Consider the following 16,016-nt stretch of genomic DNA (forward strand, 5'->3'; position numbering starts at 1 on the left):
CCGTCACGACGTAGAACACCAGCATCAGGCCGAGCAGGCCGAACCAGACGTAGGCGAGCAGCGAATGAGTAGAGCTATCCATGAGGCAACCTCTTGAGCAGGCTCCGAAATCAAGGCGTACGGACTGCTCGTCATCATCAAGCACGACAACCGCTTCGTGAGCGCATACGGCAACAATGCGCGGCTGCTCGTGAAGGAGGGTGACGTGGTCAGGCAAGGACAGCCGATCGCGCAAATGGACCCCGCCGACGCCCGCTCCAACCTGATCTTCGAATTGCGCGACAGCGGCAAGGCTGTCGATCCGCAAAACTATCTGCCGAAGCGTTCCGGCTAACAGGCTATCGCTTGAAAAAGAAACCTCTGCTGCGGCGCCTCGGCGCCTCCGTTTCGTTCGTCCTGCTCGCGAGCGCCCTGCCTGGCGCGTCTGCGGCGAGCGCCAAACACAAACCGTCCGACCCGAAGCGGCCCCGCGCGAAGAACACGCAACATGGCGCGCGCATCGATGCGCGTCGCGAGCATCCGCAGAACGCGCATGCCGAGCCAAACGACCGCGCGCATCGCGCGGCGCACAGCGAGCACGTGACGGGCGCGAACGGGCATGCGTCGCGCTTCCGGCAGCTCGGCATCGCGTCGTGGTACGGCCACGGATTCCACGGAAGACGCACTGCGAACGGCGAGCACTTCGACATGTACGCCATGACGGCCGCGCACCGCACGCTGCCGCTCGGCTCCTATGTGCGCGTGACGTCGCTCGCGACCTCGAAGTCGGTGATCGTGCGCATCAACGACCGTGGACCGTTTGCGCGCGGGCGCATCATCGATCTGTCGTATCTGGCCGCGACCGAGCTCGGCATGCATCGCGCGGGCGTCGCGAAGGTGGCGATCGAGCGCGTCGACAAGCCCGAAGCCGAACGCATCGCGCATCGCCCGATGCATCTCACCACGAACGGTTAAGCACGCGTAACGCTGGACCTCAGGCCGCGCGCGTCGGCGCGACGGGCTTGTTCAGCGCGGTTTCTTCGATCACGCGCGCAAGCGTATCGAACGCGGGGCCGATCCGCTCGTTCGGCACGCACGCGTAGCCGAGCAGCAGACCGCGCCGTGCGGGCGTCTCGCTGTTGTAGTACGACGCGAGCGGCCGCACGATCACCCCGGCGTCGTACGAAGCGGCCGTGACGTCGCGGTCGTTTGCATGATCGGGCAGGCCGAGCACGAGATGCAGCCCGGCCTCGTCGCCCATCACGGGCAGCGTGTCGCCGAAGCGCGCGGTGATCGCGTCGATCAGGATCTGACGGCGTTCGCCGTACAACGCCCGCATGCGCCGCACGTGCGAAGTCAGATAACCGTCCATGATGAATTCCGTCAGCACGGCCTGCTGCATCAACTGCCCTTCGCGATACAGCTCGGCAACGCCCGTGCGAAACGTATCGACGAGATGCTCCGGCGCGATCATGTAGCCGATCCGCAAGCCCGGAAACAGCATCTTCCCCAGACTGCCGACGTAGATCACCTGGCCCGCGTCGTCGAGCCCTTGCAGCGACGCGAGCGGACGGCTGCCGTAGCGGAACTCGCTGTCGTAGTCGTCTTCGATGATCCACACGCCGTGCTGGCGCGCGAATTCGAGCAGCGTGCGGCGACGCGCGAGGCTCATCACCATGCCGAGGGGATACTGGTGCGACGGCGTGACGAGCGCGAGGCGCGGCGGCGTCTGCAGATCGGATTCGCTCGGGTTGAGCCCTTCGTCGTCGACGGGCACGGGCACGAGCGTCAGCCCCGACGATTGCAGCACGCTGCGCGCGCCCCAATAGCACGGCTCCTCGACCCACGCGCGATCGCCGACATCCGTGAGCAGCCGCACGGCGAGATCGATCGACTGATGAATGCCCGTCGTGATGATGATCTGGTCCGGCGTGCACTTGACCGAGCGCGCGACGCGCAGATAGTCCGACAACGCGCGCCGCAACGGACGATAGCCGCCGCCCGGCGCGTACGTCAGCAGATCGGGATTCGCTTCTTTCCAGAGCTTGGCCTGCAGACGGCTCCACGTGCGAGCCGGAAACTCGGCGACATCCGGCACGCCCGGCATGAAAGCGCCCCACTGTTTCGCCGACACGCCCGCCTTGCTGATGAGCCGCGAGCCGCGCATCGACAGGCCGCCGGGCGAGCTCGCGCCTGCCTGCGCCGCTGCCGTGCCCGCGACCAGGCCGACGGGCGCCTTGGAGCCACCGGGCGCCGGTGGCTCCATGCGCGCGCTGACGGCGGCCTTGTCGGGCCGCGTGTCGGCGACATAGGTGCCGCTGCCCGTGGCGGAGATCACGTAGCCTTCGGCCGTCAGCTGGTCGTACACGTGCAGCACCGTATTGCGCGCGATGCCGAGGTCGCCGGCGAGCGTGCGCGAGCTGGGCAGCTTCGCGCCGGGCAAGAGCTGGCCCGTCAGGATGGCCTGTTGCATCAGCCCGAGCACTTGCCGGTAGACGGGTTCGCCAGCCGTCCGGTCGAGCCGCGCGGCGAGCCAGTCGGACAGGATGACAGTGTCCAAGTGGTTCTATCCGGATTTATGAAATGGTTCCCTATTGTAGAACCGTAAGCAGCTATAGTGGATCACGCATTCGATGCAAATCATCGAAACGGGTGGAACCAAATGTGAGTAGAAACCCGTAGTTACGACGGCAACAGCAATCCTCTTGCAGAGGACCGTAGGAGACGGACACGATGAAAACCGAAGACGTAATCGTCAGCTTCCGGGGTGTGCGCAAGACCTATGACGGCGAGACGCTCGTCGTCAAACAGCTCGATCTCGACATCTATCAGGGTGAATTCCTGACGCTGCTCGGACCCTCCGGCTCCGGCAAGACGACCTGCCTGATGATGCTGGCGGGCTTCGAATTTCCGACGGGCGGCGAGATCTGGCTCGACGGCCAGCTGCTCAACAACGTGCCGCCGCACAAGCGCAACATCGGCATGGTGTTTCAGAACTACGCGCTGTTTCCGCATCTCACCGTCGAGCAGAACGTCGCGTATCCCCTTACCGTGCGCAAGCTGCCCGCTGCCGAACGCGCGCACAAGGTCAACCACGCGCTGAAGATGGTGCGCATGGAAGGCTTTGCGAAGCGCTATCCCGCGCAGCTGTCGGGCGGCCAGCAGCAGCGCATCGCGCTCGCGCGCGCGCTCGTGTTCGAACCGAAGCTCGTGCTGATGGACGAGCCGCTTGGCGCGCTCGACAAGCAGCTGCGCGAGCACATGCAATACGAACTCAAATCGCTGCACGAAAAGCTCGGCGTGACGTTCGTCTACGTGACGCACGACCAGGGCGAGGCGCTGACGATGTCCGATCGCGTCGCCGTGTTCGACAAGGGCATCGTGCAGCAGCTCGATACCGTCGACAGCCTCTATGAAGCGCCGTGCAACGAGTTCGTCGCGAACTTCATCGGCGACAGCAACCGGCTGCGCGGCACCGTCGCGAATGTCGAGGGCGACTACTGCGAGTTTCACCTGGTCGACGGCACGCGGCTCATGGGGCGCAATATCGGTGGCGCGAAGGCGGGCGCGCAAGGCGTCGCGTGTATCCGGCCCGAGCGCATGAAGCTCGCGGCGGGCGCATCGAAGCCGGGCGCGAATGCCGTGGCCGGCGAGGCGAGCGGCCTCATCTATTTCGGCGACCACGTGCGCATGCGCTGCCGTCTGCCGGAACAGGACGAGTGCTTCGTGAAGGTGCCGCTCGGCACGGACGCGCTCGAAGGCTTTGCGCCGGGCGCGCCCATCGCGCTCGAGTTCGCGCCGGAGCATCTGCGGGTATTCGCGTGAGCAGAAACACAACAACATCCACGTCGTTAAGCAGCACAACACCACAAAGAGGAACCATCATGAAGAAGATCGTGCAATCGCGCTGTGCCGTGGCTGTCGGCGCTTTCGTCCTCGCGCTCGGCGCCATGCATGCGAATGCGGCGGAGCTGACGGTTGTCAACTTCGGCGGCGCGAACGGCGACGCGCAGAAGGCCGCGTTCAACCAGCCTTTCGAAGCGCAAAACGGCGCGAAGGTGACGGCCGTCGAATACAACGGCGAGCAGGCCAAAGTGAAGGCGATGGTCGAAGCGAAGCACGTGAACTGGGACGTCGTCGAAGTCGAATCGGGCGACCTCGGGCGTGGCTGCGACGAAGGTCTGTACGAGAAGCTCGACTGGTCGAAGCTCGGCAAGAAGTCCGATCTGATTCCGGAAGCGCCGCAAACATGCGGCGTCGGCATCTTCGTGTGGTCGACGGCGATGGCGTACAACGCCGACAAGCTGAAGACGGCGCCCGCGAGCTGGGCCGACTTCTGGGACACGAAGAAATTCCCCGGCAAGCGCGGCATGCGCAAGGGCGCGCGTTATAACCTCGAGTTCGCGCTGATGGCCGACGGCGTCGCGCCGAAGGACGTCTACAAGGTGCTCGCCACGAAGGAAGGCCAGGATCGCGCGTTCAAGAAACTGGACGAACTGAAGCCGAATATCCAATGGTGGGAAGCGGGCGCGCAGCCGCCGCAATTCCTGGTTGCGGGCGACGTCGTGATGTCGACGGCTTATAACGGCCGTATCGATGCCGCGCAGAAGGAAGGCAAGAACCTGAAGGTGGTGTGGAACGGCAGCATCTACGACCTCGATTACTGGGCCATGCCGAAGGGCACGCCAAACAAGGCGCTGGCTGAGAAGTACATCGCGTACACGATTTCGTCGAAGCCGCAGCAGGAATACGCGAAGCACATCGCGTACGGCCCGGTGAACGAAACGGCCATCAAGTCGCTCGACGCGAAGACGCTCGCCAATCTGCCGAATTCGCCTGCCAACGGCAAGAACGCGGTGCTGCAGAACCTGACGTTCTGGACCGATCACGGCGACGAACTGGAGCAGCGCTTCTCGTCGTGGGCATCGAAGTAAACGAGCAAGTGGATCGCGATGCGCGGTCCTTGTTCGCAAGGCACGCGCATCGCGGCTGCACCGAAGCAGCCAAAGGCATGTTCGAAACAAGCGGGAGAATGGTGTGACGACGATCACGATCGCCGCCGACTCGGCCCCCGAGTCGACCGACAAACTGAAGCGCGAACTGAAGGCCGCGGAAGCGAAGAAGCGCGCGATGGCGCTGCTGCTGATCGCGCCGCTCGCGATTTTTCTGCTGATGATCTTCGTCGTGCCGATCGGCGCGCTGCTCACGCGCGCGGTGCAGAACCCCGAGATCGCGACGGCGCTGCCGCATACGGTGACGAGCCTGCGCGACTGGGACCGCAAATCCGCGCCGCCCGACGCCGCCTACGCAGCGATCGCCGCCGATCTCACCGCCGTCGCCGATGGCGAAGCGATGGGCGCGCTGGCGCGCCGGCTGAACACGGAGATTCCGGGCTACCGCTCGCTCGTCGCGAAGACCGCCCGCGCGATGCCGCTCAACGACGACGCGGGCCATGCACTGCCGCCCGCGCAGATCAAGTCGAAGATTCTCGAACTCGACGAACGCTGGGGCGATCCGAAATACTGGCAGGCAATCGCGAAGAACGGCAGCGCGTATTCGCCGTTCTATCTGCTCGCTTCACTCGATCACAAGCAGGATGCGTTCGGCAACATCATTCCGACGGACCCGGAACAACAGATCTATCTCGCCGTGTTCAGCCGCACGTTCGTGATCGGCTTCGCGGTGACGGTGTTCGCGCTGCTGCTCGGCTATCCGCTCGCGTACTGGATTTCGACGCTGAACGAACGGCGCGCGAATCTCGTGATGATCCTCGTGCTGATTCCGTTCTGGACGTCCATTCTCGTGCGCGTCGCGGCGTGGATCGTGATTCTGCAGAGCGAAGGGCTCGTCAACAAGGCGCTGCTCGGCATGGGCGTGATTCACGATCCGCTCGCGCTGCTGTTCAATCGCACCGGCGTGTATATCTCGATGACGCACATCCTGCTGCCGTTCATGATCCTGCCGCTGTACAGCGTGATGAAGTCGATTCCGCCGAGTTATCAGCGCGCGGCCATTTCGCTCGGCTCCCATCCGTTCGCGGCGTTCTGGCGTGTGTATGTGCCGCAGACGTATCCGGGCATCGGCGCAGGCGCGCTGCTCGTGTTCATTCTCGCGATCGGCTACTACATCACGCCCGCGCTGCTCGGCGGACCGAACGACCAGATGGTCAGCTACTACGTCGCGTACTTCACCAACGTGACGATCAACTGGGGCATGGCATGCGCGCTCGGCGGGCTGCTGCTCGCCGCGACGCTCGTGCTGTACGTGATTTACGGACGCTTCACGCGTTCGCAAGTGAGCCTCGGCTAAGGAGCGCGCGATGAAAATGGCCAAACCGATGTTCGCGCCGCATACGTCGATGATCGAGCGCGTGTGGTACTTCACGTTGCGCGGACTCGCCGTGCTGACGCTGCTGTATCTGATCCTGCCCGTGCTCGCGATCGTGCCGCTGTCGTTTTCGTCGAGCACGTTTCTCGTCTATCCGATTCCGGGCTGGTCGCTGCGCTGGTATCAGAACCTGATCGCCTCCGATGAATGGCGCATGGCCGCGAAGAACAGCTTTATCGTCGCGCCCTCGGCGACAGTGCTCGCGACCGTGCTCGGCACGCTCGCGGCGATCGGCCTCACGAAGGCGAACTTCAAGGGCAAGGCGCTGCTGATGGCGATCCTGATCTCGCCGATGATCGTGCCCGTGGTGGTGGTCGGCGTGGGCATGTATCTGTTCTTCGCGCCGCTCGGGCTCGCCAACACGTATATCGGCCTCATCATGGCGCATGCGTCGCTGGGCGTGCCGTTCGTCGTGACGACGGTCGCGGCGACGTTGCAGGGCTTCAACTACAACCTGGTGCGCGCGAGCCTGTCGCTCGGCGCGAACCCCGTCAAGACCTTCTTCAACATCACGCTGCCCGTGATCGCGCCGGGCGTGATTTCGGGCGCGCTGTTCGCGTTCGCGACCTCGTTCGACGAAGTGGTCGTCACGCTGTTCCTCGCGGGCGCCGATCAGACGACGCTGCCTCGGCAGATGTTCACGGGCATCCGCGAGAACATCAGTCCGACCATCGCCGCGCTCGCGACGATCCTGATCGTGTTTTCGACATGCCTGCTGCTCGCGCTCGAATGGCTGCGCGGGCGGAATGCGGCGCGGGCGGTGGCGGCGTAGGGGGCGTTATCTCGGCAAATCTTTGCCCGATAACCTCGACATTGCTGGAAAGCGGGCCTCGCGATCTGTGAAAAATCGTGAGGCCTCGTCTTTTTTGCGCACGCATTCCTGTATAGATGGAGGCCCATACAGCTTCCGGAGAACAGGATTCAATGTCCTACGATTCATTGACAATACGTCCCTTGGCCGAAACGGACGCTACGGCATTCAAGGCGCTGCGCCTCGAGGCCATTGCCGATTCCCCGACGGCGATCTGGCCCACGTTCGCCGAAGAGCAAGCGAAGACGCTCGATGTGGTCTCGATGCAGATCCGACAGACGGACAGGCAGGTCGTGTTTGGTGCATTCGAGCACGACGCGCTTCTTGCTATAGCTGGCCTGCGGCGCGAGGCGCTCACGCAGACGAGCCACAAGGCGATTCTTTGGGGCGTGTTCGTTCGCCCTGCATATCGCAAGTCAGGCGTTGCCCGGAAGTTGCTGAACCGGGCGTTCGCTCACGCTCGCAAGCAGGGTACGGGACAGATATTGCTCACTGTGAATACGGAGAACCATCGGGCGCGGCAACTCTATCAGTCGATGGGCTTTGCAGCCTATGGCATAGAGCCGCGCGCCTTATGCGTCGATGGCAGTTTCTACGATGAAGAACACATGGTGATGTATCTCGATCGCTGAGATCGTGCCGCCTTCACAAACGTTAACAACCCCGATCCCGCGCTGCTGTACAACTACCGACCACCACACGTGTGGCATCAAGCGGAGCGCGGTGTCGCAATCGCGCCACCTTGCTCCGATAACTCAAAGCACAGATCTGGGAAAAACATGGAACACGGACTCATTGCATGGTTGATCATCGGCTGCGTTGCGGGCTGGCTCGCGAGCGTGCTCGTGGCGGGCGGCGGCTTCGGCGTGATCATCGATATCGTGGTTGGGATTGTCGGCGCGTTTATCGGCGGCTGGCTGTCGGGCGCGCTGCATATCTCGCTTGGCGGCGGATGGATCGGTTCGATCATCACGGCGTTCATCGGCGCAGTGATCCTGCTGTTCGTGATCCGGCTCTTTCGGCGCCGATAAGCAGCAGAGTCGCGCATGACGACAAACCCGGCCTCGGCCGGGTTTATTTTTTTCCGGAAGCACCGCGCGCTAGCGCCCCGCGGTCTGCGCATCGGGTACATCGGGCGTCACGCCGCCTAGCGCCTGAAACAGCGCCGCCGTATCCGCGAGACGATCGGCCTGCGCGCGCGTCCTGTCGAGCGCCGTCTGCAACGCTTGCCGCTGCGCGTCGATCAACCCGAACTGACTGACGCCGCCCGCCGCATATTGACCCTGCGCGATCCGCACGCTCGCCTGCGCCTCCGACGCCGCTTCGTCGCGCGCCTGCAGCGCATGCGCGTCGTCGTTCAATGCGTGCAGCGAATCGGCGACCTGTTGCAGCGCCTGCAGCACCGTCTGTCGATACGATGCGAACGCGGCATCGTAGGCAGCTTGCGCAGCGCGTTGCTTCGCGCGCAGTTCACCGCCATGAAAAATCGGCTGCGTCAGATTCAACCCGATGTTCCACACGTTCAGCCCATTCACGACATCCTCGACGCGGGTTCGCTGTGAACCGACGCCCGCCGACACCACGAATTGCGGATACAGATTCGCCGTCGCCACGCCGACGTTCGCACTCGCCTGATGCAGCAGCGCCTCCGAAGCGCGGATGTCGGGCCGTTCGCGCGCGAGCGTCGAAGGCAGCGTGACGGGCACGGTGTCGGGCAATTGCAGCGCATCGAGCGTGATGCCGCTGAAATCCGCCTTCGACGGCTCGCGGCCGACCAGGATCGCGAGCTGATGATCGGCCTGCGCGAGTTGCGTCGCGAGCGGCGGCAATTGCGCGCGTGTCTGCGCGAGCAACGTGCGTTGCGTGCGCACGTCGAGCTGCGCGACGCCGCCTGCCGCATAGCGTCCTTCGATGATGCCCAGCTGTTGCGCCTGCGCGTCGGCGAGTTGCTGCGTCAATGCAAGCTGCTGCTGCAGCGACGCGCGCCGGATCGCCGTCGATACGACGTTGCCTGCAAGCGCGAGGCGCGCGGCATCCAGTTCATAGCTTTGATAATCCACCTGAGCGAGCAGTGCTTCGAGCGCGCGCCGGTTGCCGCCGAACACATCGAGCAGGTACGACACGCTCACCGACGCATTGAACAGCGTGAACGGCGCTGTGTTCGGCACATTGGGAATGCCGAACGCGGTGGGGTCCACTTTTTGACGCGTGCCCGAGAGCTTCGCGTCGATGGTGGGGAACTCGGTTGCGCCGGCTTGCGCGATGTAATTCTCGCGTGCTTCGACGAGCTTTCCGCGCGCTTCGTCGAGTGTCGGACTGTTGCGCAACGCCGTATCGACGAGGCGGTCGAGGGCGCCGGAGCGGAACTGGGTCCACCACGTCGGCAGCGCGTTGCGGGCGGCGACGATCGTTTGCGCGGCGCCTGCCGCTTGCGTGGTCGCGGGCAGGGCGTCGCGCGTGTACGACGCCGTGTCGGGCGCGGCGGGCGAGCGGAAGTCGGGGCCGACCGCGCAGCCGCAGAGAATCAGCGCGGACAGCAGCATGCAGCGTTTCATCGTCGACCTCCTAGTCCAGCGTGCGCCGATAGAAGCGCACGGCAATCGCCATCACGATGACGGTGAACACGGCGACGGGCCACACCGACGGCCACAGATCCGCCCAGCCGTTGCCCTTCAGAAGAATGCCGCGCACGAGCCGGTTGAAGTACGTGAGCGGCAGCAGGTTGCCGATCCATTGCGCCCATACGGGCATGCCCGCGAACGGAAACATGAAGCCCGACAGCAGCAGGCTCGGCAAAAAGTAGAAGATGGTCAGCTGCATGGCCTGCAACTGATTCTGCGCGATCGACGAAAGCGTGATGCCCACCGTCAGGTTCGCCGCGATGAACAGCAGCGCCGCGACATACAGCGCCACCAGACTGCCGACGAACGGCACGTGAAAGACAAAACGCGCCGCCGTGAGAATGATCGATGACTGCACGAGCCCGATGGCGATATACGGCACCAGCTTGCCCGCGATCACTTCGAGCGGCAGCACGGGCGTCGCGAGCAGATTTTCCATCGTGCCGCGCTCGCGTTCGCGCGTCATCGCGAGGCCCGTCATCATCACCATCGTCAGCGTGAGGATCGTGCCCATCAGGCCGGGGACGACGTTGTACTGCGTCACACCTTCGGGGTTGTAGAGCTTGTGCACCTGCACGTCGAACGCGGCAGGTGCGCCGTTCAGATGCGCGAGGGGTCCCGTGATGTCCTTGTCGGCCACCGAGCGCGCAATCTCCGGCAGCGCGGCGAGGGGCGCCTGCGTCGCGGTGGGATCGGTCGCGTCGGCTTCGACCAGCAGCGAAGGCCGTTCGCCGCGCAGCAGCCGGCGCGAGAAATCGACGGGAATCGACACGACGAAAGTCACATCGCCGCGCGCAAGCGCCTGGCGTCCCGCTTCGTCGTCGGGCAGCGTGTCGACGATGTGGAAGTAGTCGGAGTTCTTCATCGCCGCGACGAAGCTGCGCGAAAACGGCCCTTGATCGCTGACGATGACGGCTGTGCGCAGTTGCTTCGGATCGGTGTTGATCGCAAAGCCGAACAACGCGAGCTGAACGATCGGCAAGCCGACGATCATGCCGAACGTGATGCGGTCGCGCCGCAGCTGAATGAACTCCTTGAGGACGATGCCCCACCAGCGCGTCACGGAGAAAAATCGGTTCACGATGGTTTTCCGTAGTTGTCGGTTGAGCGGCTCATCATGTAGATGAAGACGTCCTCGAGTCCGGTTTCGATCGGCTCGACTCGCACGGACAAATGGGACGTGGCCTGCCTGATCGCTTTTTCGAGGGCAGCATGATCGTGGCCGCTCGCATGCAGCGCGGAGCCGAACACGACGGTCTGATCGACACCGGGCGTGTCGCGCAGCGTCGCCGACAACTCGGTGAGATGCTCGCCGTGTATCGCCCACGTCGCGAGCGCCTGCGAATCGATGACCTGCTGCGCGGTGCCCTGCGCGAGCAGCTTGCCGTACGCGATATACGCGAGCTTGTGACAGCGCTCCGCTTCGTCCATGTAATGCGTGCTGACCAGCACGGATATGCCCTGCGCCGCGAGCCGGTGCAGCTCTTCCCAGAAGTCGCGGCGTGCCGTCGGATCGACGCCTGCCGTCGGTTCGTCGAGCAGCAGCAGCTTCGGCTCGTGCAACATGCACGCGGCGAGTGCGAGCCGCTGCTTCCAGCCGCCCGACAGCGCGCCCGTCATCTGGTCGGCGCGCGAGTGCAGGCCGAGCGCTTCGAGCGCGCGATCGACCTTCTCCTTGCGATCGCGCATCTGATAGATTCGTGCGACGAAATCGAGGTTCTCGCGAATCGTCATGTCTTCCCAGTACGAGAAGCGTTGCGTCATATAGCCGACGTTGCGCTTGATCTTTGCGCTGTCGCGCACGATGTCGTAGCCCAGACAGGTGCCGCTGCCGGAGTCCGGCGTGAGCAGGCCGCACATCAGACGGATCGAGGTTGTCTTGCCGCTGCCGTTCGGCCCGAGAAAACCGAAGATCTCGCCATGCGCGACCTGCAGCGATACGTCGTTGACGACGGGTTTATCACCGAAGTGCTTGTTCAGGTTGTGCACGTCGATCGCGAGCGCGCCTCGCGAGGCGTTCGGTGGCTGCGGCGTGTGCGGCGGCGAATCGTTCTGCGCGCTCATTGCAGCGTCACCGAAACGGGCTGGCCCGGATGCAGGCGCGGCGCATCGTCGACGGACGGGTGCGCTTCGACCATGAATACGAGCTTCGCGCGGCTCTCATTGCTGTAGATGACGGGCGGCGTGTATTCCGCCGCGCTCGACACGTAAGTGATTTTCGCCTTTACGTCCGATGCGCAGCCGTCGCAATGAATGGTCAGTGCGCGGCCGGGCGCGAGCGAGCCGACCACCGTCTCGGGCACGAAGAAGCGCACCTTCACGTTCTGAGGCGGCAGCATCTGCACGACGGGATTGCCCGCCTGCACCCATTCGCCGACGCGATACAGCGTGTCGTAGACGCGTCCTTTAGCGGGCGCGCTTACGCGCTTCTGGTCGAGCTTCCATTGCGCCTGCGCGACGGCCGCCTGCGCCGCTTCGACTTGCGCGGCCTGCGCAAGCAACTGCTGCGAGCGGCCCGGCAGCCTCGCAACAGCGACTTCGTGCGTCAGTTCGCGCACCTGCGCGTCGGCGGCGTCGGCGGCGGCGCGCGTGTCGTCGAGCTGGCCCTTCGGAATGCCGCCCACGCGATACTGCGCTTCGTCGCGCGTCAATTGCAGCGCGGCCTTGCGCGCGTTCGCCACGGCCTGTGCGAGCTGCGCCTTCGTCACGTCGACTTCAGGCGGGCGCTTGCCCGTCTGGATGTCCGCCAATTGCGCGCGCGCGGCGGCGAGCTGTTGCTGCGCCTGTTGCAGCGCGGCCGTTTCATCGACGGATTCGAGCGCGAATACGGGCGCGCTCGCCGCGATCTCCTGACCGCGTGCGACGTCGAGTTGCGTCAGCTTGCCCGACTGCGACGAGCCGAGATAGACGAACTCGCCTTCGACGTAGCCTTGCCAGGTGTTGTCGGCGCGATGCGAGCACGCGGCGAGCGCGCCGCAGGCCGCCAGCACGGCGACGAGAGCGGCGAAGCGCGCGCCGCGCGCGCATGGACAGGATGGCTTCATGACCTGGGCCTCGTGGACGGGCGGCGTGCCCTCTTGCGCGCGGCAGTTGCAGCGGAAGCGGGAGGCGGGCTCATGCCGCCGAGCAGCAATGCCGTGACGTGCCGCTGCAGCGTGTCGCGCTCGATGGGAGCGAAGCCGCGAATGCTCTTCCACAGCGTCGCGGCCGCCTGCGGCAGCATGACGAGCGCGATGATCGAATTGAACATCAGAAGCGGATCGAGTTCGGCATTCACGGCGCCCGCGTGTTGCGCTTCCTTGATGCGTGCGCCGAAGCGCTTGATGTTGTCGAACGGAATGCGCGTGACCATCCGCTCGCGCAGCATGCCGCCTTCATTGACGACTTCGCGCAGCCACAGCGCGGGCACCCACGGCATGCGCGCCGTTACGTCGAACAGACGCGTGACGAACTCGCCGACCATCGTGAACGGGTCGGCGTCGGAACCGTTCGCGGCCGCGCTCCAGACAAAGCCAATCGACGGCGCGAGCCTTTCTTCGACGATTGCATCGAGCAAGGTCTCGCGATTCGTGAAGTAGTAGTGCACCAGCGCCGATGTGACGCCCGCCCCGGCCGCGATCTGCGCCACGGTGGTGGCCGCGATGCCGCGCTCGGAAAAAAGCCGCGTTGCCGTGTCGAGCAGATGCTCGCGTACGTCGAAATTTTCGACGGCGGGGCGGCGGCCGCGCGGCTTGGATGGTGGGCATTTCGTGTTCATGGACCGGAGCTTAATTGATGAGTTAGTTAAATTCAAGCGGGTTTACCGCAGGTGCGTCGATGTGCCTTGTCCGTATGCGATTTGCGAGCGAATCGCGCGAGCGACAGATGCGTCAGGCGGGAAAGAGAAAATTCGCCTGCGAATTTGTTTCTTTGCATTTTCTCTTTCATGGATTCGCACGATAGCGGGGAGCTCCGGAAATCGTATGAAAGAAGATAATCGACGACCTTATGGAATGCAGAATATTCCGCACCAAAAGCGAGTTCGTAATGTTTAGAATGTTCGCTGTAAAGCGGCATGCAAACGACGACAGGTTGCGCTTGCAACCGGTATTGCGTGCGAAATCTAATGAATATCTGGAGATAGGACGTTGGCTTCAATATTGATCGTGGACGATCATCCTGCATTTCGTCTGGTAATCAGGACGCATCTGCTGCAATTGCTCGGTACCCGGGAAGTATTTGAAGCGGACAATGGTCAATCGGCCATGGAAATGGCGCGTCAATACACACCTGATCTCATCATTCTCGATCTGGATATTCCCCGCATAAATGGCCTTGATGTACTCGCGCGCCTGAAAACCGCGCATCCCGCCATGCGCGTGGTGATTTTGTCGAGCCACGATTCCAGCACATTCGTTTCGCGCGCGATGCGCGCGGGCGCACAAGGGTTCGTCAGCAAGTCACAGGACGTGAGGGAGATCATGCGCAGCGTCGAAGCAGTACTGTCGGGCTACAGCGTGTTCCCCGTCGCGCCATCGACGGGCGGCATCGTGCCCGCGCACGCGCAGGTCGAGGAGCGCCGGCTGGACATGCTGTCCGACAAGGAACTGGTGATCCTGCAGATGCTCGCCAAAGGCATGTCGAACAAGTCCATCGGCGACGCGCTGTTCATCAGCAACAAGACGGTCAGCAGCCACAAGACGCGCCTGATGAACAAGGTGGGGGTCGAAACGCTGGTGGATCTCGTCGATTTCGCGCGGCGCTGCGGCATCGCCGTCGCGCGGTGATGGCCTCAGCGTGCATCCGCAGAGCGCGCGGCCAGGTGCCGGGCGCTAGCGCGTTGCGGGAAACGATCGATGCGCTCGCTCTGGGCGATCGTGACGTCGCGCGCGACGTCACGAGCATGCTGATCGATACGAATCGCGCGGCGCTGCGCTTCATGACGGCCGCGCGTGAAAGCGACGCGTGGGACGATCTCGGGCGCGCCACGCATCGACTGGCGGGGTCTTTGTGCATGCTGCAATGCCGGCTGGAAATCGCCCTCGCGGGCACGCTCGAACGCGCCGCGCGAGCGCACGATGCATCTGCCGTCGACGCATTGCTGCCGTGCGTGACGCTGGCCATTCATCGTCTGAACGAGTGCCTTGGCGAACTGCTGGTCTGAAAATCGGGCCAGCAAAGCGTGTCGAGCAGAGCGACTCCGGCAAAGCGCCGTCTATCGTTGGTGTCCCGGCAATTAATACTTGCTAGCGAGAAAGCAGGCATTTTCTCCTGCACAGACAAATAATCGCCCTATACTGACCCATAGCGCGACTGCGCGGCCTTCCCCAAGGCCGCACCAACCGGCCGCGCAATCCGCACACGGTTCTCTGATCGTCTCCATCGTGTTTCGCGGAGTTTGGGCCCGCGTTCTGCGGGCCTTTTATCGTCCGCGCGCGGTCGCGCTCATGGCGCGAAGGTCCGCCGCGACACGCGATTCTCGAGGCGCTGCATCAACGTTCTGATGCGCGTGACGAGTCCGTCGAGCAGCACATCGCCTGCAAGGCGGCGCGCGCCGCTCGCATGCTCCAGCGCATCCATCAGGCCGCGATCGCCGACGATGCCGACCGCGCCCGCGAGCCTGTGCAGCGCGCGTCGTATGGCGGCCTCGTCGTGGGACGCGCGGCACGCGGCGAACTGCGCAAGGTCGCTTTCCATCGCCGTGTGCCATTCGCGCAGGAGCGCGTCGACGTCGATGCCCTGTGCCGCGAGCGAATCGAGCGCGGTAAAGTCATGGCTTTCGAGTCGCGGCGTGACGTGCGCCGGGCGGGGCCGCGTGCATGCGGGCAACAGACGTTCGAGCGCTGCGCCGAGCGTGCTCAAACGGGACGTCTTGACGAGAATCGCGCCGAATAGCGCGCGCTCCGCGCCGGCGAGCGGCGCATCGGCATTCGCCGACATCAGGACGATGGGCAGCGCGCGGGCGGAGCCGCCCAACATCGCATCGACCCGACGGGCAAGCTCGACGCCGTCCATGCCGGGCATTTGCAGATCGGTGATTAACAGATCGACGGCTTCGCGCGCGAGCAACGCCAGCGCTTCGTCGCCGGAGCTCGCGACGAGGCAGCGATAGCCGAGCACGTCGAGTTGCTTCGCGAGCACTTTACGGTTGACTTCGTTGTCGTCGGCGACGAGGACGGTCGCCGGTCCCGACGCGGCGGACGGCCCAGCCGGGACGAGCGGCGCGAGCGGCGCGCGCG

Annotated in this window: 17 protein-coding genes; 10 read left to right on the plus strand and 7 right to left on the minus strand. The window is 64.1% G+C overall.

The features are described 5' to 3' along the window. Positions 1 to 124: 124 nt before the first annotated feature. Complete coding sequence (locus tag H3V53_RS39745; protein WP_336602510.1) at positions 125 to 334, plus strand: murein hydrolase activator EnvC family protein; 210 nt, start codon at positions 125 to 127, stop codon at positions 332 to 334. Positions 335 to 345: 11 nt separating this feature from the next. Further along, entirely contained in the window at positions 346 to 954 is a 609-nt protein-coding gene (locus H3V53_RS39750) for a septal ring lytic transglycosylase RlpA family protein (RefSeq protein WP_336602496.1), read from the plus strand. Between the two features lie 19 nt (positions 955 to 973). Here H3V53_RS39750 and pdxR read toward each other — a convergent pair whose 3' ends face one another. Continuing rightward, positions 974 to 2,539 carry a MocR-like pyridoxine biosynthesis transcription factor PdxR gene (gene pdxR, locus H3V53_RS39755; protein WP_336602497.1) on the minus strand — a complete coding sequence of 522 codons (1,566 nt, stop codon included), beginning with the start codon at positions 2,537 to 2,539 and terminating at the stop codon, positions 974 to 976. 173 nt (positions 2,540 to 2,712) lie between these two features. Here pdxR and H3V53_RS39760 point away from each other — a divergent pair, with 173 nt between their 5' ends. The 6 genes from H3V53_RS39760 to H3V53_RS39785 all read left to right on the plus strand — a co-directional run bounded on the left by H3V53_RS39760 (position 2,713) and on the right by H3V53_RS39785 (position 8,208). Further along, positions 2,713 to 3,804: an ABC transporter ATP-binding protein gene (locus tag H3V53_RS39760; RefSeq protein WP_336602498.1), complete on the plus strand. Its 1,092-nt coding sequence runs from the start codon at positions 2,713 to 2,715 to the stop codon at positions 3,802 to 3,804. 59 nt (positions 3,805 to 3,863) lie between these two features. Further along, positions 3,864 to 4,913, plus strand: coding sequence for an ABC transporter substrate-binding protein (locus tag H3V53_RS39765; RefSeq protein WP_336602499.1), 1,050 nt, complete (start codon positions 3,864 to 3,866; stop codon positions 4,911 to 4,913). A 112-nt stretch (positions 4,914 to 5,025) separates the two neighbouring features. Continuing rightward, positions 5,026 to 6,288: an ABC transporter permease gene (locus H3V53_RS39770; protein ID WP_419539735.1), complete on the plus strand. Its 1,263-nt coding sequence runs from the start codon at positions 5,026 to 5,028 to the stop codon at positions 6,286 to 6,288. A 10-nt stretch (positions 6,289 to 6,298) separates the two neighbouring features. Beyond that, the gene (locus H3V53_RS39775; RefSeq protein ID WP_054923608.1) at positions 6,299 to 7,138 is read left to right on the plus strand and encodes an ABC transporter permease subunit; all 840 of its coding nucleotides are present in this window, start codon (positions 6,299 to 6,301) and stop codon (positions 7,136 to 7,138) included. Between the two features lie 116 nt (positions 7,139 to 7,254). Beyond that, entirely contained in the window at positions 7,255 to 7,809 is a 555-nt protein-coding gene (locus tag H3V53_RS39780; protein WP_336602501.1) for a GNAT family N-acetyltransferase, read from the plus strand. Positions 7,810 to 7,956: 147 nt separating this feature from the next. Then, on the plus strand, positions 7,957 to 8,208 hold the full coding sequence (locus tag H3V53_RS39785) for a GlsB/YeaQ/YmgE family stress response membrane protein (RefSeq protein ID WP_336602502.1): 252 nt from the start codon (positions 7,957 to 7,959) through the stop codon (positions 8,206 to 8,208). A 69-nt stretch (positions 8,209 to 8,277) separates the two neighbouring features. Here the strand turns inward: H3V53_RS39785 and H3V53_RS39790 are convergent, their stop codons facing one another. The 5 genes from H3V53_RS39790 to H3V53_RS39810 are packed head-to-tail and all read right to left on the minus strand — an operon-like array spanning position 8,278 to position 13,555. Continuing rightward, positions 8,278 to 9,732, minus strand: a complete 1,455-nt coding sequence (locus tag H3V53_RS39790) for an efflux transporter outer membrane subunit (protein ID WP_336602503.1) — start codon at positions 9,730 to 9,732, stop codon at positions 8,278 to 8,280. A 10-nt stretch (positions 9,733 to 9,742) separates the two neighbouring features. Beyond that, positions 9,743 to 10,879, minus strand: a complete 1,137-nt coding sequence (locus H3V53_RS39795) for an ABC transporter permease (RefSeq protein ID WP_336602504.1) — start codon at positions 10,877 to 10,879, stop codon at positions 9,743 to 9,745. Beyond that, entirely contained in the window at positions 10,876 to 11,862 is a 987-nt protein-coding gene (locus H3V53_RS39800) for an ABC transporter ATP-binding protein (RefSeq protein ID WP_336602505.1), read from the minus strand. The genes H3V53_RS39795 and H3V53_RS39800 overlap by 4 nt, the downstream gene beginning before the upstream one ends. After that, on the minus strand, positions 11,859 to 12,842 hold the full coding sequence (locus H3V53_RS39805) for an HlyD family secretion protein (protein WP_336602506.1): 984 nt from the start codon (positions 12,840 to 12,842) through the stop codon (positions 11,859 to 11,861). Before H3V53_RS39805 ends, H3V53_RS39800 begins: the two co-directional genes overlap by 4 nt. Continuing rightward, complete coding sequence (locus H3V53_RS39810) at positions 12,839 to 13,555, minus strand: TetR/AcrR family transcriptional regulator (RefSeq protein WP_336602507.1); 717 nt, start codon at positions 13,553 to 13,555, stop codon at positions 12,839 to 12,841. Before H3V53_RS39810 ends, H3V53_RS39805 begins: the two co-directional genes overlap by 4 nt. A gap of 370 nt (positions 13,556 to 13,925) precedes the next feature. Between H3V53_RS39810 and H3V53_RS39815 the strand changes: the two genes are divergently transcribed. Both H3V53_RS39815 and H3V53_RS39820 read left to right on the plus strand, forming a co-directional pair. Continuing rightward, on the plus strand, positions 13,926 to 14,564 hold the full coding sequence (locus H3V53_RS39815) for a response regulator (protein WP_054923600.1): 639 nt from the start codon (positions 13,926 to 13,928) through the stop codon (positions 14,562 to 14,564). Between the two features lie 35 nt (positions 14,565 to 14,599). Beyond that, entirely contained in the window at positions 14,600 to 14,941 is a 342-nt protein-coding gene (locus tag H3V53_RS39820) for an Hpt domain-containing protein (RefSeq protein WP_336602508.1), read from the plus strand. 281 nt (positions 14,942 to 15,222) lie between these two features. On the opposite strand, the gene H3V53_RS39825 is transcribed toward H3V53_RS39820, so the two are convergent. Next, the coding region (locus H3V53_RS39825) for a response regulator (protein WP_336602509.1) at positions 15,223 to 16,016 on the minus strand (794 nt) is incomplete at its 5' end.

Origin of the sequence: Paraburkholderia bengalensis (assembly GCF_037126505.1) — a bacterium.
GTDB lineage: Bacteria > Pseudomonadota > Gammaproteobacteria > Burkholderiales > Burkholderiaceae > Paraburkholderia > Paraburkholderia bengalensis.